The following is a 21,324-nucleotide window of genomic DNA, read 5'->3' as shown; positions in this document are numbered from 1 at the left end:
GCCCCGAGTCCCGGTCTCAGTGGCCAGTGTCGCCGGCGGCGGCCGTCACGCCGGTGACCTCGATTCGCGCGCCACCGGCCTCGCTCTCGGTAACCGCGACGGTCCACCCGTGCGCGTCGCAGATTTCCCGGACGATGTTCAGCCCGAAGCCCGTCCCCTCATCCGCGGTCGAGTACCCGACCGCGAACACGTCCTCGCGGTCGGCCCGCGGGATGCCCGGGCCGTCGTCGGCGACGTAGAAGCCGCCGTCCAGGTCGTCGACGGTGACCGTGACATCGTCGCCGCCGTGTTGGACCGCGTTCCGTAGCAGGTTCTCGAGGAGCTGTTTCAGCCGGTTCGGGTCCGCCCGGAGCGTCTGCGTCGTCGCGGTGTCGACTGTCACCCCGTCCGTCTCGACGGTCCGGAGACACTCCTCGACCGCGTCCGCGAGCGCGACCGCCTCCGGCGAGTCGACCCGCTCCCCCTCGCGTGCGAGCGTCAGCATCTCGTCGATGAGCGTCTCCATCCGGGCGTGTGCCCGGGCGATGTCGTCGAGGCGGTCGCTGTCACACTCGACCAGCTCTAGGTGTCCCCGCGCCACGCTCAGCGGGTTCCGAAGGTCGTGGGACAGGATACTGGCGAACCTATCGAGCCTGTCGCGTTCGCGCTGGAGCTGCTGTCGCTGTTTCACGTGGTCGAACGCGGTTTCGACGTTGGCGGCGAACACGTCCGCGAGCGCCCTGTCGGTCGCCTCGACGGCCTCCGCCGTCCGCGACGCGATTCTGAAGACGCCGTGGTCGCCCAGCGGGAAGTACCAGTCGCTGTGGAACGGGGTGCCCGCAGCCGCCGCGCCGTCCGCGTCGCCGCCGTCTGTGCGACGCTGCACGTCGCCGGTTCGGTACGTCTCCCCTGCCAGGCTGTCGTCCACCGGGAGCGCCGCCGGTGCGCCATCCAGCAGGTCCCCTACCTCCTCGGCCCACGCGACGGGCTCCAGCGCGTCCGCCTCCGTGTCGTACAGGTGGACGCTGTTCAGCGGCTGGTCAAGGACCTCCGTGGCGGTTTCGGAGGCGATTGTCGCCACTTCCTCGGTCGCCGTGGCCGTCATCAGGTCCCGCGTCGCGTCGTGTAACTGCTCCAGTCTGTCCTCGTGGGCCTTGCGCTCGGTGACGTCGCGGATGACACAGATGATGCCGTCCTCGTCGGTGACGGTCAGGGACAGCTCCTGTGGGAACGTGCTGCCGTCGCTGCGGACGCCGGTCGCCTCGCCGCGCCAGCTCCCCTCCGCAAACAGCGTCGGGAGTATCTCGTCCTCGAACCGCGTCACCGTGTCGTCGTCGTAGCACAGCCGCCACGACTCGCCCGCGAAGGCCTCCGGGTCGTCGTAGCCGTAGATGTCGGCGTGGGCCTCGTTGACGTAGCTGTACTTCCCGTCCCCGTCGAGCAGCGCCATCCCGTCGATTGACGCCTCCATCGCCTTGCGGTGGGTTTGCAGCCGCTGTTCCCGCTCTTTGCGCTCGGTCGCTTCGCGGTACAGCCACAGGTTCCCCTCGCCGTCCGGCAGGCTGTAGGGCACGTAATCGCGTTCGAGGACGCGGCCGTCGGCGAGCCTGAACTCCTCGTTCCGCACCGGCTCCCGCTGTTCGAGCCGGTCGACGATGCCGTCCGTGAACCGCTCGGGGTCGGCGAACCGTTCTTTGAGTTCCCTGGCCACCACGTCACAGTCCCGTCCGATGAACGACTCGGCGGCGTGGGAGGTGCCCAGTACCGACCCCAGCTGGTCGTTCGCCATTAGCACCTCGCGCTCGGCGTTTTCGACTAACACGCCCATCGGGAGGTTGTCGATGACGGTCTGGAGGACGGTGCTGGTGCGGCCGAGTTCCCGCTCGCGCTGTTCCCGCTCGGTGATGTCCTCCACGGTACAGACGAGTTCGTCGTTCTCGGTCGCGGCGACCCGGTGGTCCTCCTGGAAGGTACTCCCGTCGGCCCGGAGCCCGGTCGTCACGCCGCGCCAAGAGCCCGTCTCCTCGACAGCCGGTAATATCTCCTCGCGGACGACGTCGGTCTCCTCGTCGGGGTAGAGCACGGCCCAGTGCTCCCCGACCAGTTCCTCGGCGGCGTAGCCGTAGAGGTCGGCGAACGCTTCGTTGACGTAGCGGAACTGCCCCTCTTCGTCGAGGATGCTGATACCCTCACCGGCCGTGTCGATGGCTTCGAGGTGGCGCGTCCGGGCTCGCTCGCGCCGTCGCGACTCGACGGCGTTTCGGATTCTGTTGGCGAGGATGGCGTACTGGCTGGTCCCGACATCCTTCTGGAGGTAGTCGGTGACGCCGGCTGAGATGGCGTCGCTCGCGACCACTTCGCTCCCTTCGCCGGTGTAGAGGAGAAACGGCAAGTCCGGATACTCCTCCCGGACCGATTCGAGGAAGTCGATACCGTTCCGGTCGGGGAGCTGATAGTCGCTGACGACACAGTCGACGGTTCCCGTGGCCAGTCGGTCCATCCCTTCGCGCACGCTCGACGCCGTCTCGACGGTGAACTGCCCCGCCTGCTCCGCGAGCATCTCGGCCGTCAGCGCCGCGAAGTCGGGGTCTTCGTCGACGTGGAGCACGGAAATCGCTGCTGGTTGGCTCACTATACTGAACGATTATAGTCACGCGGCATAAGGTTGGGCGCTCCGCTCGGGCGACCTGACAGCGCCCGGGACGGTGGCGACCGGTCGGGTCGGCGCCGTAATGTGGGTTGCACTGGCCTGTACCAGCCCGATTGCTCCGGATGCAGTCATCTATCCGGCCGGACAGGTAGGGAGTATGATAGTGTCCGCGATTTGGAGACCGCCCCCGTGGCTCCGGTCGAACGCGGTCTCCGGCCGCCCGCCCGGTCCGACGCCTCGACACATCCGCTCGTGTTCTCAGCGTACGTTTCAGTTACATTTCTCCCAAACGTTAACGGTCCGACTGCCAATCACGAAGTAATGCGTTACAGCAAGCGGGTGTATCTCTGTCTCTCGGGACTCGTCGCGGCAGTGTTGTCAGGGGTCATCGTCCGTGACATCTACGTCGACTGGGTCGTCGAAGGGAAACCGCTCTGGACGACGGTCCTGGAGAACAGTTTCCCGCTCGCCCTCGCCGGCAGCATCTTCCTGGCGGGCTACTGGCTCTACCGGAACCGCGAGCGGCTCTACCTCGCTTCGGTCGTCCGCTGGCAGCTCCTCAGCGGGCTCGGGACGCTGACGCTGGCGCTGCTCGTCGTCGGCGTCCAACTCATCCAGGGCGAGATAAAGCCGTACCTCCTCATGACACAGATAGCCATCGGCGGCACCGCAGCGGGCTCGTTCGTCGGCTACGCGAGCGCCCAGCAGGAACAGACGACGCAGGCGGCCCAGCGCGAGCGCGACCGCGCCGAGGCGCTGTTCCAGAACGCGTCCGCCGAGATAGTCGACGTGAGCGCTACGGGAACGGACGTCCGCATCCGGCGGGCGAACGACGCCTTCCGGTCGGCGTTCTCCGCGCCCTCCACCGGCGACCGGCTGTCGGCTGTCGCCGCTCACGACGAGTCGGCGGTGGCGCGGATTCGGGACCACGTCCTCGACGGCGAGCCGCTCGAAGAGACCGTCACCGTCGACACCGCCGACGGGACGCGACACTACCAGCTCCGGGTCGTCCCCTTCGGCGAGGACAGCGCCTACCTCCTGTACAGCGACGTGACCGAGCTCCAGGAGGTCCGGGCGGAACTGGAGGAGACAGTCGCGGAACTGGAAGCCTCGAACGAGCGCCTGGAGGACTTCGCCTACATCGCCTCACACGACCTCCAGGAACCGCTCCGCACCGTGTCGCGGTACGCGGAACTGGTCGCCGAGGATTACGGGGACGACCTCGACGAGATGGGGCGGAAGTACCTCGATACGGTCGTGACCGGGGCCGAGCGGATGAGTTCGATGGTCAACGGGCTCCTGGACTACTCCCGGGTCACCACCCGCGGGGACGAGATGTCGGAGGTCGACACCGCCGCGGTCGTCGACGAAGTAGTCACGGACCTGCAGGTGCTCGCCGAGGAGAACGGCGGAACCATCACGGTGGAGTCGCTGCCGACGGTCACCGCCGACCGGGACCAGCTCTGGCAGGTGTTCCAGAACCTCATCAAGAACGCGCTCCAGCACTCGGGCGACGACCCCGTCGAGGTCACCGTCTCCGGGACCGAGACGGCCGAGGGCTGTCGGTTCACCGTCGCGGACGACGGCGACGGTATCGACCCCTACATCGAGGACGAGATATTCAAGATATTCAAGAGCGGCCGGAACTACCAGACCGAAAGCGAAGCCCGCGGTATCGGGCTGGCCGTCGTCGAGCGCATCGTCGACCGCCACGACGGCGACATCCGCGTCGAATCCGAAGAAGGGAAAGGTTCAACTTTCATCTTCACCATACCTGAGTAGAGTTGTTATTGATGACGCCCGACGAGTCACCATCTGAGAGGTCTCTATCCCAAGACCGGGAGCCAGTCGAGGTACTCCTCGCCGAGGACAACCCGAACGATATCGAACTCACCAGGAAGGCGTTCGAGGAGGGGAAGATGCTCAACAACCTCCACGTCGTCCAGGACGGCGTGGAGGCGATACAGTTCCTCCGGCAGGAGGACGAGTACGCCGACGCGCCCCGCCCGGACATCGTCCTCCTCGACTTGGAGATGCCCCGCAAGGGCGGCGTGGAGGTACTGGAGGACATGGAGCAGGACCCGGTGTTGAAGAAGCTCCCGGTCGTCGTGTTGACCAGTTCGGAGGCCGAGCGGGACATCGTCGAATCGTACGAACACTCCGCGAACGCCTACCTGACCAAGCCGGTCGGCTACCAGGCCTTTCAGGACATCGTCCGCGAAATCGAGAACTTCTGGTTCTCGATTGTGAAACTCCCACCGACCGAATGAGTACATGAGCACGTCAGACGACGTTCTATCGGTCCTCCTCATCGAAGACAACCCCAACGACGCCACGCTCATCGAGCGCCACCTCCGGGAGACGACCACCGTCTTCATTCCGGGCTCCGTCGACGTACACCACGAGACGACGCTCACGGACGGCCTGGACAGGCTCGAACGGGACGGCCTCGACCTCCTGTTGCTCGACCTCGGTCTGCCGGAGAGCAGCGGCATCGAGACGTTCGAACGCATCGAGGGGGTGGTCGGGAACCTGCCCGTCATCGTCCTGACGGGGCTCCAGGACGAGCAGGCCGCGGTGGACCTCCTCCAGCAGGGGGCACAGGACTACCTCAACAAGGCGTCCCTGGACCGCGACCGGCTCATCAAATCGGTCCGCTACGCGCTGGAACGCCAGGACCGAGAGGCCGAACTCCGACGGACCTCCGAGCAACTGGAGGTCTTGAACCGGATTCTCAGACACGACCTGAAGAACGACTTGCAGGTCCTCACCGGGTGGCTGGACACGGCACAGATGGTGGCCGACGGCGAGAACACCTACCTGGACAACGCGCTCGACACCGTCGAGCACATGGAGGAGATGACTGCGAACACCAGGGAGTACATGCAGCTCGTCGGGGGAAGCGAGCCGATGCGGCTGACGACCGTCCGCCTCGACGACCTCCTCTCTATCGAGTGCCGGAAAGCCGAATCGGCCTACCCGGACGCGGAGTTCGACTACCCCTCGACCCTCCCGGACATTGCAGTGGAAGCCAACGGCATGCTGTCGTCCGTCTTCCGGAACCTCCTCAACAACGCCGTCCAGCACTGTGACAAGGACGTGCCGCAGGTAACCGTCTCGGTCGAGACCACCGACGACGTGGCCCGCGTGGCCGTCGCGGACAACGGCCCCGGCATCCCGGACGAGCGGAAGGAACAGCTGTTCGGCAAGGGGAAACAGGGGAACAAGAGCAACGGGACCGGCATCGGGCTGTATCTCGCCGAGACGCTCGTTGAGGAGTTCGGCGGGCGCATCTGGGTGGCGGACAACGACCCGGAAGGGACGGTGTTCCGCGTCGAACTGAACCGGGAGTGATTCGATACGCTCCGGACGGCCGTGCAGGCCGGCGGGGACTCCGGCAGCCACGCCCGGTCCCGTCACTCGCTCGCCGGTTCGCTGAGCGAGAGCGACCGGCGCACGGTGGCGCTCGCGTCGCCGGGCTCGGTCAGCAGGTCGGTGTAGTCCAGCGAGAACACGTACTCGCCCTCGTCGAGCGTCCGCGTGAGGGTGGCTTCCGTGACGCCCGTCCGGCTGTACTCGGGGACGATAGCCACGTCGCGGTCCCCGTCCTGGTAGGCGTCGTACGCCGCCCTGTCGAACACGAGACAGTCAACCCCGGCGCTCCCCTCGACGGTGACGTCGTAGTGGAGGACGTCGCCCCTCGCCCGCGGCGAGTTCATGAGCGCGACCGCCGAGAACTGGCCGGGCTGGAGGGTCTCTGTCCCGGCCATCCGAAACGAGCGAAACGCGCGCCGGGCGTCGGTGGGGTAGTCGTCGACGGCATCGGGAACGCCGTCGCCGTCGGCATCGGGCTCCGTCGTCGGCGTCGGGGCCCGGGACGAACCGAGACAGCCGCTTCCGACAGCCACCAGAGTGGTCACGAAGGCCCGCCGAGAACGTCGCATGTCTGCCCGAGTCGCGGCCGTCTCAATAACTCTTGTGTCGTGACTCGGGGCGCGGGCCGCGTTCGGGCGGGCGGCTCCCGACTCGGTGCTGGGCAGCCCCGCGGTCGCGGCACTCGCTGTGGGGTGTCTGGCGGTATCGTTGTGTCTAATCACCGAGCCCGACGCCTGTCTGTGGGGGGTCACCGCGGTTTCTGGGTCGGAAAACGGTCGCTCAACAGTCGCAGAGCCAGTGAAATGGGGTAAAACATCACAACGATTTTTTGTACCAGCTACGTACCAGTTGGTAGGTTCTGGTCCCCGCTCGGTTCCCCCTGAATCCGACCGAGTTCGTCGATTGGTACGGGTCCAGGACCTGTCGTCGTGGATGACGACTCCCGATGGTGTTGCACGCCACTCCCCCCGGCTGCCCACCATTTTCCAGAGATCGCGAGCGGCCTGGTCCTGGGGTCGTGTAGCACAGACTCGTCACCGTGTGACGCACCGCCATAAGAGATAACCTGCAGGACTGCATTACGTCTAAACGGGTTCTGGTCCCCACTCCGGGCGACGCGTCACGGCGCGCCCGACCGCTTTACCCCATGCCTCGGGTCCAGAGCCCGCTCGTGCCTCTGACTGTGGCGGGTGACGGGTGGCACACTACGTGCCCGTCGCCATCCCGACCCCGCTCTCCGGAACAACGCCCAACACGTGTCGCCAGGGCCCTCTCGCCGCCGCTCTGCGGGCGACGGAACCGCGAACCGGCTACCGGGGCGCCGCCACTGGGCCTCCCGATGGCTGTTCTCCGCCCGCGGGACCACGTGCCAATATTTTTTATCGAGCTAGCAGAACCGGCGGCCGATGCCCTCCACGTCGCGGCGAGCGTTCCTCGGAGCGGTCGCCACCGGCACTGTCGCTAGCATCGCAGGCTGTTCGTCGTCGTGTCCCGACGACGCGCTCCCGGACCCGCCTCACACGGTTGACTCGGCCGACGCGGGTTCGGGGTTCGAGACCGTCCCCGGCGGTTCGTGGCCGTCGCCGCGGTTCGACCCGGCGAACACGGGCGCTGCCCCGGTTCGGACGGACTCGGCGACGCCGTCGGTCCAGTGGCGAACGAGCCTTCCGACCTCGTCTACGGGCGACGATACCGCCGCGGCCAGTCCGGTGGTCGTCGCCGACGAGACCGTCGTGGCGACGTCGTCGGCCGGCGTCGTCGCGCTGTCGCTCCGCGACGGGACCCGGCAGTGGACGCGCGCGCTCACGCCGGCGACGGTCCCGTCGGCCGTCGGCATCGGAGAGGGGCTCGCGCCGCCGGTCGTCGCCGACGGCCGGGTCTTTCTCGGGACCGCCGACGGCGTCCTCGGACTCGACATCGCCGACGGGAGCGTCGTCTGGCGACATACCGACCCAGTCGGTGCGGGTGTTCCGGCGGTGACTGACGACGCTCTGTTCGTTCCCACGACCGACGGCGTGGTTCGGTTCGATACCGCGAGCGGGGCGCGGGAGTGGACGGCACCCGTCGACGGGACGCGGCTGGCCGTGGCCGACGGCACCGTCGTCGTCACCGGCGAGAAGACGGTGGCGCTGGCCGCCGCGACCGGCGAGGAGCGCTGGCGGCGCGACGACCGGGCTACCGGCTACCCGGTCGTCGCCGACGGGACGGCTTATCTGACCACCACGTACGGCGACCTGCTCGGTCGCTCGCTTCCGGACGGGACCGAGCAGTGGCGCATCGACCGCGGGCGGGCCATGGAGTCGGCGGTTGTCACCTCCGACAGCGTCTACGCTATCGAGCGGCCCGGCGAGTCGTCCAGCGCCACGTTCGCGTTCGACCGCACCGACGACGGGCCCCCCGAGCCCCGGTGGTGCTCCGAAATCGACATCGGCGGGGCGGTGACCGCCGCGGCCGGCGACGCCGTCGTCACGTCCCAGCGCGAGGTCGGCCTCACCGCCTTCACCAGGCGCTTCGGCGAGGCGACCTGGCAGTACCCGGTCGACTACCGGGCCGTCTCGCTGGCGGTGCTCGACGGCGGCCTCGTGAGCGTCTCGCCGGCCGGGACAGTGGTCGCCCTCGGGGGTGAGCGACCCGCATGAACCGTCGTCTCTATCGGATTGCGGGCCTGCTGCTCGGTCTGAGTGTCGCGTGTTTGCTCGTCGCCGTGGTCCCGCTCCAGTTCTGGCCCGCGCCGCGACCCGGGGATTCGTACGTGTTCTCACCGCCGCGGTTCAGCGCAATCTGGGCCCAGCGGACGCTCATCCCCGCGCTCGTCGTCACCGCGAACGTGTTCGTGACGCTCGGTCTGGGCGCGCTGTTCAGGCGTGACAGCGACGCGATGTCGCGCCTGCAGGGCGCGTTCGCACTCGCCGCCCTCTTCGGGACGGGGGTCTGCGTGCTCGGCACCCTGCTCGTCACCACGGCCGGCCCGAACGACCTCGGGAGCGAACTCACCGGTATCCTCGTCTGGGCCCTCGCGTCGCTGCTCGCGGCCGCCGGCCTCCTCGGCTGGGGCCTCGGCTACCTCCAGTCGGGGAACCGCCGGCTCGGTGCCGCCCTCGCCGGCCCGCCGCTGCTCGCCGCTGGGCTCATCGCGGTCTCGCTGGCCGGCGTCGCGCTCCCGGTCGGCGGCCGACTGGCGCTGGTCGTCCCGGCGAGCGCCATGGCCCTCGCCGTCGGCTCCGACCTGTGGGTCGGGACCGACGCCGACGAGGGGTGACGCGCCGCCAGCGAACCGTCGACGGCGGGGACCGTCCCCGAAGCCGCAGTACGAACGCCGGGGCGACTCGGGCAAACAGCGACCGCGTCCGGTCGCTTCAAAACTGTCTCACAGCGGACGCCGTCCCCAGCAGGGCGAACAGCGCGCCGAGCCCGACCGCCACTATCGGCGCGCTCGACGTCTCGTTCTTCAGAAACGCGTCGCTCGGGTCGTCCGGCGACACGTACGCGGTCGTCCGCGTTCCCCGCTCGTAGGGTTCGAGTACCGATTCGGCTTCCGACCGCGAGTCGTAGCTCCGCGCTATGTCTGCCGGGTACAGCTTCGTCCCGGTGTAGTCGGTCCCGTCGTACGTGTACTCGAACGCGACGGTCGGTTCGTACTCTACGCCCGGGTTCGACGACGTTCCGCTGTCGGTCTCGATGCCCCGCTCCACGATTGTCGCGTCCACCTCGACCGAATTCCGGACCGCTTCCGTCTGCTGGACGTAATCGAACCCGCCGTACCCGGCGATAGCGAGGCCGACGAGGACGTACAGCACTGCCTTCCCCGGGCTGTCCGGACCGCTGATGCTGACGCCCGAATCGTCAGCCATCCCGTCCTCCCGTCGGCCGTTCGACTGCCGGCGGTTGCCTCCCGTTTCCGGACCGCGCGGTAAATCGCGGCACGACCCACTCACCCGGAGCCCGGCGACGTAGCGAACACGGCGGACCGGTCGGCTGTACGTTTCCCCGTGGACGTGGCTGGGCGGCAGTTTCGGAGGGCAGCATACACGCTCCCGTTCTTGTCGTCGCGCATAAATACCTGTGCGTCTCCTGCTGCAGTACCTGGATTCGGCCTCCCCGACGGACGCGACCGGCTCTCCCGCACGACTCTAGCCCCAGTGCAGGAGATAGAGCAGGTAGAGGCTCGCACCGAGCACGACTGTCCCGACGAGTGCGAACCCGATTGCCACGGCGACCGACGCCGTGTACAGCGCCAGTTGGACCAACTGGAGACCGACCAGGACCGCGAAGAGGGAGAGGACCGTCCAGACGACCGTTCCCAACAGCGAGCGGGCCGTCCCAGCGATTTCCTCCCGGACAATCGACCGGACTTCTCGCTCGGTGAGTTCACTGGAGGGCGACATACGCCCGAGTTTGGAAGCCGCCGGCAATAAACTGTCGACGGACGAGACTGTTCCGTTCGGGGCTGGCGGGTCCTCCGCTACACGGTTCAGTATCTGTGGCGTCACGACGAATTTGGCCGCCGCCACCGTAGCGACTTACTGGACTGCCTTGCGGACGGTCGACGACACGCAGTCACCTTGCGGCGTCGCGGTCAGTCACGCGCCGAAGTGGTGGACGACTGTCACTCTGCCGGCGCTCTGTCGCCAGTACGGGGCCACAGTCGGTGGGAACTCACGTGAGCCCGAGAAAGATGAACACGAGCCCGACACCGACCATGGCGACCCCGCCGAGGCGTTCGTCGAACCGCCGCCACCGGACCGTCGACTCGGCGTGGGCCTCCTCGTTTCCCAGGACGGTGTCGTGTTTCTCCGGCGAGCGGACCTTCCAGACCCCTGCAACGACTGTCAGCCCACCGAAGACCGCGAGGGCCGTCGACCCGCTGATGTACCCGTTCCGGCTGAGAAACGGGAGGCCGGCGAGTACCAGTACCAGTGCGACCGTGAGGCCCCCCAGTTTCAGGAGCTGTGTTTTCCCTGGTCGCTCCATCACCTGCCAGTTCGGGGGAGCACCATTTCAGTGCTTTGTCCCGTCGAGGGCCGCCCCGCCGGTCGGCACCGCCGTTTGTGGCTCGGTGACGGTCAAATCCGCTCTTTACTCTACGGAAGCCACTTCGTGGTCCCCGTTCACCGACCGGTATGAACCGACGACGCGCCCTCGCGGCCGGGGGTCTGCTCGTGCTCGCCCTGCTGGCCGGGTGTTCGGCCGCGGGGTCACTGGCGCTTGAATCGGCCACCGACGACACAGTCGCCGAAGAGGCGAGCCGGCCGGTGCCCGACCGAGACGAGGGCCCGGGCGACACCGGAGCGGTCGTTCGCGCGGCCATCGAAAACGGCTCGGCGACGGCCCGGAGCCAGGAGCCGCCCGTCGAAGCCGGGCTGCCGTTCCGGTCCGAGGGGCGATACTACAACGTCTCGTGGTCGGTGGTCGACCGCCAGCCCGGGACCGCATACAGGCTCGGTATCGACTACAACGGGACCGCCCAGGACAGTGCGACCGTCGCCTACGGGGACCTCTCGGCCCGCGACCGGGCGATGTTGGACACGGTGTTGCCCCCCGTTCCGGTCACGACCCGGCCGGGCTCCGATTATCACTTCGACGCGACCTACAACGCGTCCGAACGCGAGGAGTCCGTCCTGCTCGACAACGACACCGAGGCGGTCCGCTACGAGGGGGAAACCTACCCCGTCACGGTCAAAGACACCGAGCCGACCACCGTGTTGACCCGCCGGTATACCGCGACCGTCGTCGCCAGCAGCACCGACGCCTACGCCGGACACCTCCGCTCCGAGTACGCGTTCGCCCTCTCGGACCTCTCGGACGCCGAGCGGTCGGTCGTCACCGAAGCCATCAACGACACCTACTACGCCGACAGCGACTCCGACGAGGGGTTCCGGTCGGTGCTAGAGCGGTTCCACCGCCACGAGGCCGTCGAGAAAAACGAGTACCGTGGCATCTGGATAGTGCGCTACGACGGCCGCCTCTACCTCGCCGAACTCTCGTACGAGGGCTTCGACGTCGAGCGGGCGTAGGTACACGCTCTGCTCGACCGTCGAGCGGCCGTCTAGCCTAGCGCCTGTCACTTCTACGGTTCGCCGCTACCGAGACGGGCACGGCCTCGCACCTGTCGGCCCGGATAGATATGCTGGGAATTATATACGACAGTCGGGCCATTGTGACCTGGGAACAGCACGATGGTGTCACTACTCCTCCTCGCTGGTGTCGTCGTCGCCGTGTTCGTCGGGTTCAACATCGGTGGGTCGTCGACGGGCGTGGCGTTCGGCCCGGCGGTCGGGTCCCGCCTCGTCCGGAAGACGACGGCGGGAATCCTGTTCGTCGGCTTCGCCTTCCTCGGCGCGTGGACCGTCGGCCGGAACGTCATCGCGACGATGAGCAGCAACATCGTGCCCGCGGCCCAGTTCACGCCCCTGGCGAGCGTCGCCGTCCTGTTTTTCACCGGCGCGTCGCTACTGATTTCGAACCTCTACGGCGTGCCGGCCTCGACATCGATGACGGCCGTCGGCGCTATCGTCGGGCTCGGGCTGGCGTCGGGCACGCTCAACGAGGCGCTCATGTTCACTATCGTCTCGGCGTGGATAGTCGCGCCGCTTTTGAGCCTGACCATCGGGGGCGTGGTCGGCCGCTACATCTACCCGTACCTCGACCGCTACGTCGCGTTCACGAAGTTCGACCTCCATCTCGTCCAGCTCGACCGGTCGGGGACGGTTCCCCGGCCCCGGTTCAATTCCAACGCCTCCCCGCGGGACATCGCCGGCTCGCTGTCGGTCATCGTCATCGCGTGTTACATGGCGTTCTCCGCTGGGGCGTCGAACGCGGCGAACGCCGTGGCCCCGCTCGTCGGCGAGGGCGGGTCGCTCACCGTCGACCAGGGCGTCCTGCTCGCGGTGTTCGCCTTCGGGGTCGGCAGTTTCACCATCGCCCGGCGGACCCTGGAGACGGTCGGGGACGACATCACGGAACTCCCGATTCTCGCGTCGCTGATTGTCTCCGTCGTCGGGGGGACGGTCATCACGGTGCTCTCGTATTTCGGGATACCCGCGAGCCTGGCCGTGAGCACGACGTCGACGATTATCGGGCTCGGCTGGGGGCGGGCGAGCCGGGCGGCCACGCTGGTGGAACTGGCGACGCCCGCGCCCGAGCGGCCCGATGTTGAGGTCTCGACGGGCGCGCTGGTCACCTCCCGCGTCGAAGAGGCCCCAGCGAGCCCGACAATCGGGGACATCGCCCGGGAGCGGGAGCCGATGGACAGGCCCAACGAGGTGCCGGACGTGCCGGACATCGGCGCGGAGGGGCCGGCGGACTTGGACGAGCGGAGCCTCTTCGACCCGCGGGCGGCCAAGCGAATCGTCGTCCTCTGGGTCCTGACGCCGTCGCTGTCGGTCGCCGCGTCCTATCCGGTGTTCGAGTTCCTGCTGTGAGCCGGCGGCTCCGACGGAGTTTCCGACCGTCGGGTCCCGACGCGGGTGCTGGACGGTGCATTCGCCACTGCGGTCCCGCCAGACCGAGTCGAGATAGGACCGGAACCGGTCCTAGAACTGAGCGCAATCGGTGGACGCGAATCAAAATCCGAAATATGGTTTCAGGATGTACTATCCACATCTAAATCCTCCTATCTACACTCAAAAATTCTTTTTAGATACCTCTCTGGCGAGCAAGTACCTCGATATTCTACGCCCGTGGTCCGACGCGCGCTCCGCCGCCTCACACCGCCCGCGACCGCTTGACCCAGCCGATGCGCGTGATGGCCTCCGCTCCGAGCTGGCCCAGCAGGCCGGCGGCTTCGAGGTCGTGTTCCGCGAACGCGTCGACGACGACGTCGCCGGCGCTGAGGACGCCGTGCTCGCCGATAGGGACGTACAGGCCCGACTGCAGGTCGCCGCGGTTGTGGTCGTCCGCGGTCAGGTCGTGGTCCGCGTGAAGCTCCGGTTCGCCCGTCCGGAACGTCCGGGCGGCTGGGGTCTCCTCGTCCACCGAGTAATCCGGTCGGTCCCCGGCACGCTCGACGCACTCCTCGGTGGCGACGACGGTTCGCAGCAGTTCGGCGTCGGTGTCGACCAGCCGAACCGTCGTGTTGACCAGCCCGAGGATGTTCTTCGCGGCGTCGGCGATGATTTCCGCCACGTCCTGCCGGGAACTCACGGCCCGGAGTTCCTGGCTCGTCTTCCGGAGCACCTCGATGCGCTGTTCGCGCCGCTTCACGTCGGTGATGTCCTCGACGGTCCCGTACAACCACAGGTCACCCGCCGCCGTTCGACGCGGTTCACAGTGCATCTTTATCGACCGCTCGGTCGTGCCCGCGCCGGTGAGTGCCACGTCGACGGTGAACGGTTCTGTCTCGGACGTCGCCTCGGCGAATCGGCGGAGCACTTCCGCCTCGTCGCTGTCAGTGTACTGGGCCACGAGGTCGGCAAACGAGAGCTGACGGTCCGGGTCGATACCGTGGACTTCCTTGGCCTGTCGGCTCCACCACGTCTCATCGGTCGCCACGTCGTGGGACCACACGCCGATGCCGGTCAGCCGCTGCACGCTCGACACCAGTTCCGGCCACTGCGCCTCGTCAAGCGACGCCGACGGTCTGTCTCGTGGACTACCCATGTTCCTGTGGACAACTCACACGGACGCCGGATAAAAACCTTCGTGTGGTCTGCCTCCCGTATCCGACGCTCTCCCGTCGGACAGTCACTCGCCCGTGTCCGGCTGACGCACGCGTCCGACCGGACCGGACACAACAGTCACTGAAGTTACCATTCCGGCGAGTCGCGGCCCAGGGTCGTCCCCGCTCGACGGCTGATTACTGGCAGTACTTGCACCCGAAATTCACATAATGCGAATAAACTGCGCTCGGAGCGGTGGCGTTCGCATTATGAAAACAGTTATGCGACCGGCGTGGCACCACTGTCGTATGATAGAGAATACCGAACGCCGAACCCTCAAGACGACCCGGACGTCGCTGCGGATTCTCACGCTGGTCCTGGAACACGACGGGCTCACGCTGGCGGAACTCGACGGGCTGGTCGACAGTCCGAAGAGTTCGATTCTCAGCCACCTCGACACGCTCCGTGACAGCCGGTATCTGGTGAAGACAGATGGGGTCTACCGGGTGAGCTTCAGGGTGGCGCTGCTGGGGGACAGAGTCCGAGCGCGGTACCCCAACCGCGACCGCGTCAGTTCCGTTCTCGAAGACCTGGCGGAGACGACCGGTGAGGAGGCCAACTTCACCATCTTCGAGCACGGCCGGCTGTTGATGTTCCACGGGACGTCTGGCAACACGGCGACCGCGGAGGAGGAGGCCGACTACCGGTCGGAGTACTACCTCCACAACACCGCCGCCGGCAAGGCCATCCTGTCGGAACTCGACCGGCCCCGCGTCGAGCGGGTACTCGACAAGTGGGGGCTGCCACGGGAGTCCGAGGCCACAATCACGGACCGGGAGCGGCTGTTCGACGAACTGGCGGCGACCGCCGAGCGCGGGTACGGCGTCGTCGACGAGGAGTTCGCGCCCGGGCTCGTCGCCGTCGGGGCGGCCGTCCACCGCGACGACGGGACGGTCCTCGGCGGCCTGAGCGTGGGCGGGCCGAAATACCGGATAGACAGGACTCGCATCGACAACGAACTGGGCGAGCAACTACTCGGGGCCGTAGACACACTGGAATCCCGGCTCCGGTCGTAGCCGGCTGACCAGGATATCACTGCCCTTCACCGGTGAAAATAACGTCTGTACGCGTGTTAGTCTCGGCGAACCGGCCTCGCTCCGACGCCCCTGTCCGTCCCAGTCGACGAAGGTCGGCCTCGCCTGGAACCGTGCGGTCACAGCGCCAGGCATCCGACGCGGAACCCATCGGCCCGAACCGACCACATTCACATTATGCGAACACCTTCGCCGAACGCTCGGGTCGCGGTCGGGGCGACGCTTCCGCGGGACAGACGCGAAAACAAAATGATTGTTTGTGGATAACTCTCATGCAACTCAGCCGCGGCACGCAGTGCTTCGCGTTCGGAACGTATCTAACATCATTAATATAGCAGAAGTTTTAAATAGATTGTTATACCATTCTATCATGGACGTTTCAACTATGACCAGAGACGAAGACGCGGTGGACGGGTCCAGGCGAAGCTATCTGAAAGCAATCGGCACCGCTGGCATCGCCGCCGGCCTCGCCGGCTGTTCGGGTGGTGACGGGGGCAGCGACGGCGGTGGCGGTGGTGGCAGCACCGGGAACGGGGACAGCAGCGGCGGCGACGGCGGGACACAGTACGCCGCTATCGGGAACTTCCCGCCCGAGGGCGATACGGTCTCCATCGGGTTCAATGGGCCGACTTCCGGGGCGCTAGGTCCCGACGGGCAGGACCAGGAGAAGGGGTTCGACCTGGCGGTCACACACCTCAACGACGGCGGGGGCCTCGTCGACTACTGGGACCGGCTGAACGGCGGCGGCATCATGGGCTACCAGGTCGAACCGACGAAGGCCGACACCGCGGGAAGTGCTGACACGGCACAGGACAACATCGACCGGATGATTCAGCGGGACAACATCCAGTTCTGGACGGGCGGCATGTCCAGTACGGTGACGATGGCGATGCAGAACGTCGCCCAGCGCGAGAAAGTGCCGTTCATGGGGGGCAACTCCACTTCGGCGGGCATCTCCGGCGAGAACTGCTCGCGGTACTACTTCCACCCGACGTTCCACGCGGAGATAATCGGGATGGCGATGGGCGAGGCCGCCCCGTCCGTGCTCGGCGAGGACCGGTCGCTGTTCCACATCTACATGGACTACTCCTACGGGCAGTCGAACCGCGACGCCGCCCGCAAGTACCTCACCGAACAGGGGCCGTGGGAGGACGCCGGCGGCGCCGCCATCGCGGAGGGCGAGACCGACCACAGCTCCCAGATACAGGCCCTCGAAGACTCCGGGGCCGACACGCTGTACTTCTCCAGCTTCGGCAACTTCGCCGCCAGCGGCCTCGCACAGTTGCGCGACGCCGGCCTGACCGACGACGTCGACGTCATCATTCCACACGTCAGCGCGTTCACGCTCGACCCGCTCGGCGCGGACGCGGAGGGCGTCCTCGGGATGGAGCCGTGGAATCCCAACGCGGACAACGAGCCCAGCCAGGTGTTCGTCGAGTCGTACCGACAGGAGTACGACGAGACGCCCAACCAGAGTTCGATGCACACCTACGAGTCGATGATGGTCTACGCGGCCGCGGTCGAGGAGGCCGGCACGTTCCACCCGCCCACCGTCGTCAGAACGCTCGAAGAGTTCGATTGGAGCCTCGCGTGGGGCGATTCGGCGTTCCGGGTCTGCGACCACCAGGTCGAGCGGCCGTGGTACCTCGTCCAGGGCGTCAGCGACGACCGCGCCGAGGAACTCGGCATCCGGACGGAAATCGTCGAGACGACCGACCCGCTCGTCTACGAGTGTAGCTCGTTCCCGGCGTCGAACTGCGCGATGGGCGACAACCCCTACGGCGACGAGTAACGAACGGCCAGCGACGGACCGCGCCGACGACCGGACGCCGGGCCGCCGTCCAGCCCCGACTGCGGTGGCTCGCCGGCAACCGACGGCGCTCCGACCCGACGTGGTTCCGCCCCCGTCGTTCATCAAAGCACAACGTTAACATACCTGATGGTTGCAATACTAACCGCACACATGAGACGAACACGCACACTTGTACCGGAGTGGCAAACATGAGTATCGACGGCATCGTCGGCTTCCTGTTCATCGCCTTGAGCGTCGCGTCCCTGTACCTGCTCGTCGCGGTCGGGCTCTCTATCGTGTTCGGGTCGCTCAAATACGTGAACATGGCTCACGGCGTGCTGTACCTCGCCGGTGCGTACATCGGTCTGCTCATCGCGTCGACCAACCAGTACGGCGGACTGTTGAGCGATGCGGGCCAGGTCGGACTCGGCTGGGGATTCATCCCGGCGCTGCTACTGACCCCGGTCATCGTCTTCGTCCTCGGTATCGTCATGGAGCGGTTCATCGCCAAGCCGTTCTACGAGCGCGACCTGCTCGACCAGCTGCTGGTGACCTTCGGCATCCTCATCGCGGCCCAGGAGTTCGTCGCCATCATCTTCGGTCGGACGGGGACCATCTACCCCCGTCCCGAGTGGCTCACCGGCGCGATATCCCTTCCCGCCATCGGCACGCCACCCGGCATGAGCGCGGCGTCGACGATACGCGTGCTCGTCGTCGCGCTCACGGTCCTGTTCATCCTGGCTATCTTCGCGTTCTTCAAGTATACCGAGTACGGCCTGGCCGTGCGTGCCGGGACCGAGGACTCGGAGATGGCCCAGATGCTCGGCATCCGGGTCGGCCGGCCGTTCCTGCTGATATTCGCCGTCGGGTCCGCGTACGCGGGTCTGGCCGGCGTCCTCGGGGGGTCGCTGTTCAACGTCACCTCCGGCATCGGCATGGAGATAATCATCCCGTCGCTGGTCATCGTCATCATGGGCGGCGTCGGCAGCCTCAGGGGGACCGTGGTCGGCGCGCTCCTGGCCGGCCTCTTCTTCGCGACGGCCACCGAACTCGTCCCGAGCATGACCCGCGCTAGCATCTACCTGCTCGCCATCGTCGTCCTGTCGCTCAGGCCGAACGGTATCTACCCGTCGACGGAGGTCGGCCAATGAGTATCGACACGATTCGCAACAGCGTCGCCGGCGACTCGACGCTGCTCAGCTGGGAGACGTGGAACCGCATCAAACACACCGAGCGGTTCGTCGTCCTCTCGTCGGTCCTGTTCGTCCTCCTGTTTTCTTACGCGTTCGGTCGCGCACCTGTCGTCTCGGACATCTTCAGGGGCTATCACGGCCTGGCGATGACCATCCTCATCTGGTCCATCTTCGCTCTCGGCTTCAACCTCCTCCTCGGCCAGACCGGGCTCCTCTCCTTCGGCCACGCGATGTTCTTCGGCACGGCGAGCTACGCCGCGGCCCTGTTCGCGATTCACGTCTACAACGAGCCGCTCTTGGTCGTGCTCGTGGGGGTTCTCGCCGCGGTCGCGCTCGGCGTGGTGGCGGCGCTGATACTGCTGCGTCTCCACACCGTGTACTTCTCCATCGTCGCGCTCGCTATCGCCCAGTTCCTCTACTTCCTCTCCCGGGAGCCGCTGGTCGAAATAACCCAGGGCATCAACGGGCTCGACATCCCACGCATGCCGCTCTTGGGCATCGTCGACCTGGAGCACGAGTACGGCGGCCTCCTCGGGATGCTCGTGGTGAACAACCTCTACATCTTCATCGGGGTCTTCTTCGTCGCCGTCGTCGCGCTCATCACGCGCATCCGCAAGTCGCCCTACGGGCTGATATTCAAGTCTATCCGGGAAAACGAGACGCGGACGGCGTTCGTCGGCCTCGACGTCTGGCGCTACAAGTTCGCGGCGTTCCTCCTCTCGGCGGCCATCGTGGGCCTCGCCGGGGGCCTGATGGCCGTCAACACCCAGTTCGCCGGCGTCGAGCGCCTCTACTGGTCGGTCAGCGGCGACATCGTCGTGATGACGGTCCTGGGCGGGCTGGGAACGCTCGCCGGACCCGTCATCGGGACGTTCGTCTTCTTCTACTTCAAGGGCATCGTCAACGGGTTCCCCACGCTCGGGAACTACTGGCTGCTCCTGCTGGCGCTGTCCTTTACCGCGGTCGTGTGGGTCTATCCCGACGGCATCTGGGGGATGCTCACCGACTTCGTCCGGGCGCTCCGGGACCCGAAGGAACTGGTGGCGAAGACGCGACGGCGACTCTCCGACCTGGTCCCCGGGGGTGAGCGGTGATGGCGCTGCTCGAAACCAAAGGGCTGACCAAGGAGTTCGGCGGCCTCACGGCGCTCGACGACGTGACGATGTCCGTCGAGGAGGGCGAACTGGTGTCGCTCATCGGCCCCAACGGCGCTGGGAAGTCGACGCTCATCAACACGATAACGGGGCAGCTGTCGCCGACGCGAGGGGACGTCTACTACGCCGGGACCGACCTCGTCGGGATGGAACCCTTCGAAATCGCACAGCTCGGGGTCGGCCGGTCGTTCCAGACCGCGTCGATTCTGCCGGAGCTCACGGTCCGTGAGAACATCCAGGTCGCGTCGTTCGCGGCGGAACACGGCTCGTTCCGGATAAACTTCCTGCGTCGCCGGGACTCCTTCGAGGAAGTGCAGGCACAGACCGACGACATATTGGAGACCATCGGGCTCGATTCGAAGGCCGGCATGGACGCCCAGTCGCTCCCGTACGGCGACAAGCGACGGCTCGAAGTCGCTATCGGGCTCGCGACCGACCCCGACCTGCTGTTCATGGACGAGCCGACGGCCGGGATGTCCCCGGCGGAGACCGAGATGACGGTGGACCTCGTCGGCGACCTCCTGACGGAGTGGGGGATGACGATATTCCTCGTCGAACACGACATGGACATCGTCTTCGACGTCTCCGACCGCATCTTCACGCTCCACCAGGGGTCGCTCATCGCCCGCGGGACGCCGGAGGAAATCAGGGAGCACCCGGCCGTCCGCGAGGCCTACCTCGGCGGGGGTGAGGAGGCGTGAGCCTGCTGCGCCTCGACGACGTTCACGCCTACTACGGCCCGAGCCACATCCTGCGAGGCGTCTCGTTCAGCATCGAACGGGGCGAAATCGTCACGCTGCTCGGACGGAACGGTGCCGGCAAGACGACGACCGTCCGGAGCATCGCCGGGACCGAACCGCCGGCGGTCCGCTCGGGCACCGTCCGCTTCGACGGGACGGACATCACGGACTGGCCCGCCGACGACGTTGCGATGGGCGGCATCGGCGTCGTCCCCGAGGGCCGTCGCCTGTTCACCGAACTCACCGTCGAGGAGAACCTCCAGATGTCCAAGATTACGCGTGGCTGGTGGAACACCATCCGCCGCCGCGGACTCGGTGGCGACGACAGCACGATGACGCTCGGGGAACTCTACGACCTGTTCCCCCGACTAGAGGAGCGCCGGGAGCAGGAGGCCGGCACGCTCTCGGGTGGCGAACAGCAGATGCTGTCGATTGCCCGCACGCTCCGGTTGCCGGACCTGGAGCTACTGCTCCTGGACGAGCCGACCGAGGGGCTGGCCCCACAGATAGTCCGGACGGTCGGCGACTCCATCGACGAAATCGCCGAGCGGGGCCTGACGGTGCTGCTCATCGAGCAGAACGTCCGCGAGGCGCTCCGTGTCGCCGACCGCGGCTACGTCCTCGACCAGGGCGACATCGTCTACGAGGGGACGGTCGACCAGCTCGAAAACGAGGACCTCGACGAGTACCTCGTCGTCTGACTTCGGGGCCCGCGGACGGGGACAGCCGACAGCATTATTTTCTCAGCGT

At 66.8% G+C, this 21,324-nt stretch carries 19 protein-coding genes; 13 read left to right on the top strand and 6 right to left on the bottom strand.

The features are described 5' to 3' along the window. Positions 1-16: 16 nt before the first annotated feature. Positions 17-2,611, bottom strand: a complete 2,595-nt coding sequence (locus VI123_RS12500; RefSeq protein ID WP_336338395.1) for a hybrid sensor histidine kinase/response regulator — start codon at positions 2,609-2,611, stop codon at positions 17-19. Between the two features lie 339 nt (positions 2,612-2,950). On the opposite strand from VI123_RS12500, the gene VI123_RS12495 reads away from it, so the two are divergent. Genes VI123_RS12495 through VI123_RS12485 form a run of 3 tightly spaced genes read left to right on the top strand, consistent with a single transcriptional unit; the run spans position 2,951 to position 5,983 of the window. Then, complete coding sequence (locus VI123_RS12495; protein WP_336338394.1) at positions 2,951-4,411, top strand: sensor histidine kinase; 1,461 nt, start codon at positions 2,951-2,953, stop codon at positions 4,409-4,411. Between the two features lie 11 nt (positions 4,412-4,422). Then, positions 4,423-4,899, top strand: coding sequence for a response regulator (locus tag VI123_RS12490; RefSeq protein ID WP_336338393.1), 477 nt, complete (start codon positions 4,423-4,425; stop codon positions 4,897-4,899). Between the two features lie 4 nt (positions 4,900-4,903). Then, positions 4,904-5,983, top strand: coding sequence for a hybrid sensor histidine kinase/response regulator (locus VI123_RS12485; protein WP_336338392.1), 1,080 nt, complete (start codon positions 4,904-4,906; stop codon positions 5,981-5,983). Positions 5,984-6,045: 62 nt separating this feature from the next. On the opposite strand, the gene VI123_RS12480 is transcribed toward VI123_RS12485, so the two are convergent. Continuing rightward, positions 6,046-6,573: a hypothetical protein gene (locus VI123_RS12480; RefSeq protein WP_336338391.1), complete on the bottom strand. Its 528-nt coding sequence runs from the start codon at positions 6,571-6,573 to the stop codon at positions 6,046-6,048. Between the two features lie 837 nt (positions 6,574-7,410). Here VI123_RS12480 and VI123_RS12475 point away from each other — a divergent pair. Together VI123_RS12475 and VI123_RS12470 are read left to right on the top strand one after the other, a co-directional pair. Beyond that, positions 7,411-8,643 (top strand): outer membrane protein assembly factor BamB family protein, encoded by a 1,233-nt coding sequence (locus VI123_RS12475; RefSeq protein WP_336338390.1) that lies wholly within the window; start codon positions 7,411-7,413, stop codon positions 8,641-8,643. After that, the gene (locus VI123_RS12470) at positions 8,640-9,263 is read left to right on the top strand and encodes a hypothetical protein (RefSeq protein WP_336338389.1); all 624 of its coding nucleotides are present in this window, start codon (positions 8,640-8,642) and stop codon (positions 9,261-9,263) included. Before VI123_RS12475 ends, VI123_RS12470 begins: the two co-directional genes overlap by 4 nt. Positions 9,264-9,360: 97 nt before the next feature. Here VI123_RS12470 and VI123_RS12465 read toward each other — a convergent pair whose 3' ends face one another. From VI123_RS12465 to VI123_RS12455, 3 genes are all read right to left on the bottom strand, one after another. Beyond that, positions 9,361-9,855 carry a DUF3592 domain-containing protein gene (locus tag VI123_RS12465; RefSeq protein ID WP_336338388.1) on the bottom strand — a complete coding sequence of 165 codons (495 nt, stop codon included), beginning with the start codon at positions 9,853-9,855 and terminating at the stop codon, positions 9,361-9,363. Between the two features lie 279 nt (positions 9,856-10,134). After that, positions 10,135-10,389, bottom strand: a complete 255-nt coding sequence (locus tag VI123_RS12460; RefSeq protein WP_336338387.1) for a hypothetical protein — start codon at positions 10,387-10,389, stop codon at positions 10,135-10,137. 271 nt (positions 10,390-10,660) lie between these two features. Beyond that, positions 10,661-10,975 (bottom strand): hypothetical protein, encoded by a 315-nt coding sequence (locus VI123_RS12455; protein ID WP_336338386.1) that lies wholly within the window; start codon positions 10,973-10,975, stop codon positions 10,661-10,663. 149 nt (positions 10,976-11,124) lie between these two features. Between VI123_RS12455 and VI123_RS12450 the strand changes: the two genes are divergently transcribed. Further along, a complete protein-coding gene (locus VI123_RS12450) occupies positions 11,125-12,018 on the top strand; it encodes a hypothetical protein (protein ID WP_336338385.1) in 894 nt (297 codons plus the stop codon). A 162-nt stretch (positions 12,019-12,180) separates the two neighbouring features. After that, positions 12,181-13,425, top strand: a complete 1,245-nt coding sequence (locus VI123_RS12445; RefSeq protein ID WP_336338384.1) for an inorganic phosphate transporter — start codon at positions 12,181-12,183, stop codon at positions 13,423-13,425. A gap of 283 nt (positions 13,426-13,708) precedes the next feature. Here VI123_RS12445 and VI123_RS12440 read toward each other — a convergent pair whose 3' ends face one another. Further along, positions 13,709-14,602, bottom strand: a complete 894-nt coding sequence (locus VI123_RS12440) for a GAF domain-containing protein (protein ID WP_336338383.1) — start codon at positions 14,600-14,602, stop codon at positions 13,709-13,711. Positions 14,603-14,909: 307 nt separating this feature from the next. Between VI123_RS12440 and VI123_RS12435 the strand changes: the two genes are divergently transcribed. The 6 genes from VI123_RS12435 to VI123_RS12410 all read left to right on the top strand — a co-directional run bounded on the left by VI123_RS12435 (position 14,910) and on the right by VI123_RS12410 (position 21,275). Then, positions 14,910-15,677, top strand: a complete 768-nt coding sequence (locus VI123_RS12435) for an IclR family transcriptional regulator (protein ID WP_336338382.1) — start codon at positions 14,910-14,912, stop codon at positions 15,675-15,677. A 403-nt stretch (positions 15,678-16,080) separates the two neighbouring features. Next, complete coding sequence (locus VI123_RS12430) at positions 16,081-17,487, top strand: substrate-binding protein (RefSeq protein WP_336338381.1); 1,407 nt, start codon at positions 16,081-16,083, stop codon at positions 17,485-17,487. Positions 17,488-17,696: 209 nt separating this feature from the next. After that, positions 17,697-18,638 (top strand): branched-chain amino acid ABC transporter permease, encoded by a 942-nt coding sequence (locus VI123_RS12425; RefSeq protein WP_336338380.1) that lies wholly within the window; start codon positions 17,697-17,699, stop codon positions 18,636-18,638. Continuing rightward, positions 18,635-19,774, top strand: coding sequence for a branched-chain amino acid ABC transporter permease (locus VI123_RS12420; protein ID WP_336338379.1), 1,140 nt, complete (start codon positions 18,635-18,637; stop codon positions 19,772-19,774). The genes VI123_RS12425 and VI123_RS12420 overlap by 4 nt, the downstream gene beginning before the upstream one ends. Continuing rightward, complete coding sequence (locus VI123_RS12415) at positions 19,774-20,535, top strand: ABC transporter ATP-binding protein (RefSeq protein ID WP_336338378.1); 762 nt, start codon at positions 19,774-19,776, stop codon at positions 20,533-20,535. The genes VI123_RS12420 and VI123_RS12415 overlap by 1 nt, the downstream gene beginning before the upstream one ends. Beyond that, complete coding sequence (locus VI123_RS12410) at positions 20,532-21,275, top strand: ABC transporter ATP-binding protein (protein WP_336338377.1); 744 nt, start codon at positions 20,532-20,534, stop codon at positions 21,273-21,275. The genes VI123_RS12415 and VI123_RS12410 overlap by 4 nt, the downstream gene beginning before the upstream one ends. Positions 21,276-21,324 lie beyond the last annotated feature (49 nt).

The organism is Haloarcula sp. DT43, from assembly GCF_037078405.1.
Taxonomy (GTDB): Archaea; Halobacteriota; Halobacteria; order Halobacteriales; family Haloarculaceae; genus Haloarcula; species Haloarcula brevis.
This window is presented reverse-complemented; position numbering and strand designations above follow the sequence as displayed.

Coding starts and splice junctions, on each gene's coding strand:
- VI123_RS12495 (WP_336338394.1), top strand. CDS start 2,951: ATGCGTTACAGCAAGCGGGTGTATCTCTGTCTCTCGGGACTCGTCGCG.
- VI123_RS12490 (WP_336338393.1), top strand. CDS start 4,423: ATGACGCCCGACGAGTCACCATCTGAGAGGTCTCTATCCCAAGACCGG.
- VI123_RS12485 (WP_336338392.1), top strand. CDS start 4,904: ATGAGCACGTCAGACGACGTTCTATCGGTCCTCCTCATCGAAGACAAC.
- VI123_RS12480 (WP_336338391.1), bottom strand. CDS start 6,573: ATGCGACGTTCTCGGCGGGCCTTCGTGACCACTCTGGTGGCTGTCGGA.
- VI123_RS12475 (WP_336338390.1), top strand. CDS start 7,411: ATGCCCTCCACGTCGCGGCGAGCGTTCCTCGGAGCGGTCGCCACCGGC.
- VI123_RS12470 (WP_336338389.1), top strand. CDS start 8,640: ATGAACCGTCGTCTCTATCGGATTGCGGGCCTGCTGCTCGGTCTGAGT.
- VI123_RS12465 (WP_336338388.1), bottom strand. CDS start 9,855: ATGGCTGACGATTCGGGCGTCAGCATCAGCGGTCCGGACAGCCCGGGG.
- VI123_RS12460 (WP_336338387.1), bottom strand. CDS start 10,389: ATGTCGCCCTCCAGTGAACTCACCGAGCGAGAAGTCCGGTCGATTGTC.
- VI123_RS12455 (WP_336338386.1), bottom strand. CDS start 10,975: ATGGAGCGACCAGGGAAAACACAGCTCCTGAAACTGGGGGGCCTCACG.
- VI123_RS12450 (WP_336338385.1), top strand. CDS start 11,125: ATGAACCGACGACGCGCCCTCGCGGCCGGGGGTCTGCTCGTGCTCGCC.
- VI123_RS12445 (WP_336338384.1), top strand. CDS start 12,181: ATGGTGTCACTACTCCTCCTCGCTGGTGTCGTCGTCGCCGTGTTCGTC.
- VI123_RS12440 (WP_336338383.1), bottom strand. CDS start 14,602: ATGGGTAGTCCACGAGACAGACCGTCGGCGTCGCTTGACGAGGCGCAG.
- VI123_RS12435 (WP_336338382.1), top strand. CDS start 14,910: ATGATAGAGAATACCGAACGCCGAACCCTCAAGACGACCCGGACGTCG.
- VI123_RS12430 (WP_336338381.1), top strand. CDS start 16,081: ATGACCAGAGACGAAGACGCGGTGGACGGGTCCAGGCGAAGCTATCTG.
- VI123_RS12425 (WP_336338380.1), top strand. CDS start 17,697: ATGAGTATCGACGGCATCGTCGGCTTCCTGTTCATCGCCTTGAGCGTC.
- VI123_RS12420 (WP_336338379.1), top strand. CDS start 18,635: ATGAGTATCGACACGATTCGCAACAGCGTCGCCGGCGACTCGACGCTG.
- VI123_RS12415 (WP_336338378.1), top strand. CDS start 19,774: ATGGCGCTGCTCGAAACCAAAGGGCTGACCAAGGAGTTCGGCGGCCTC.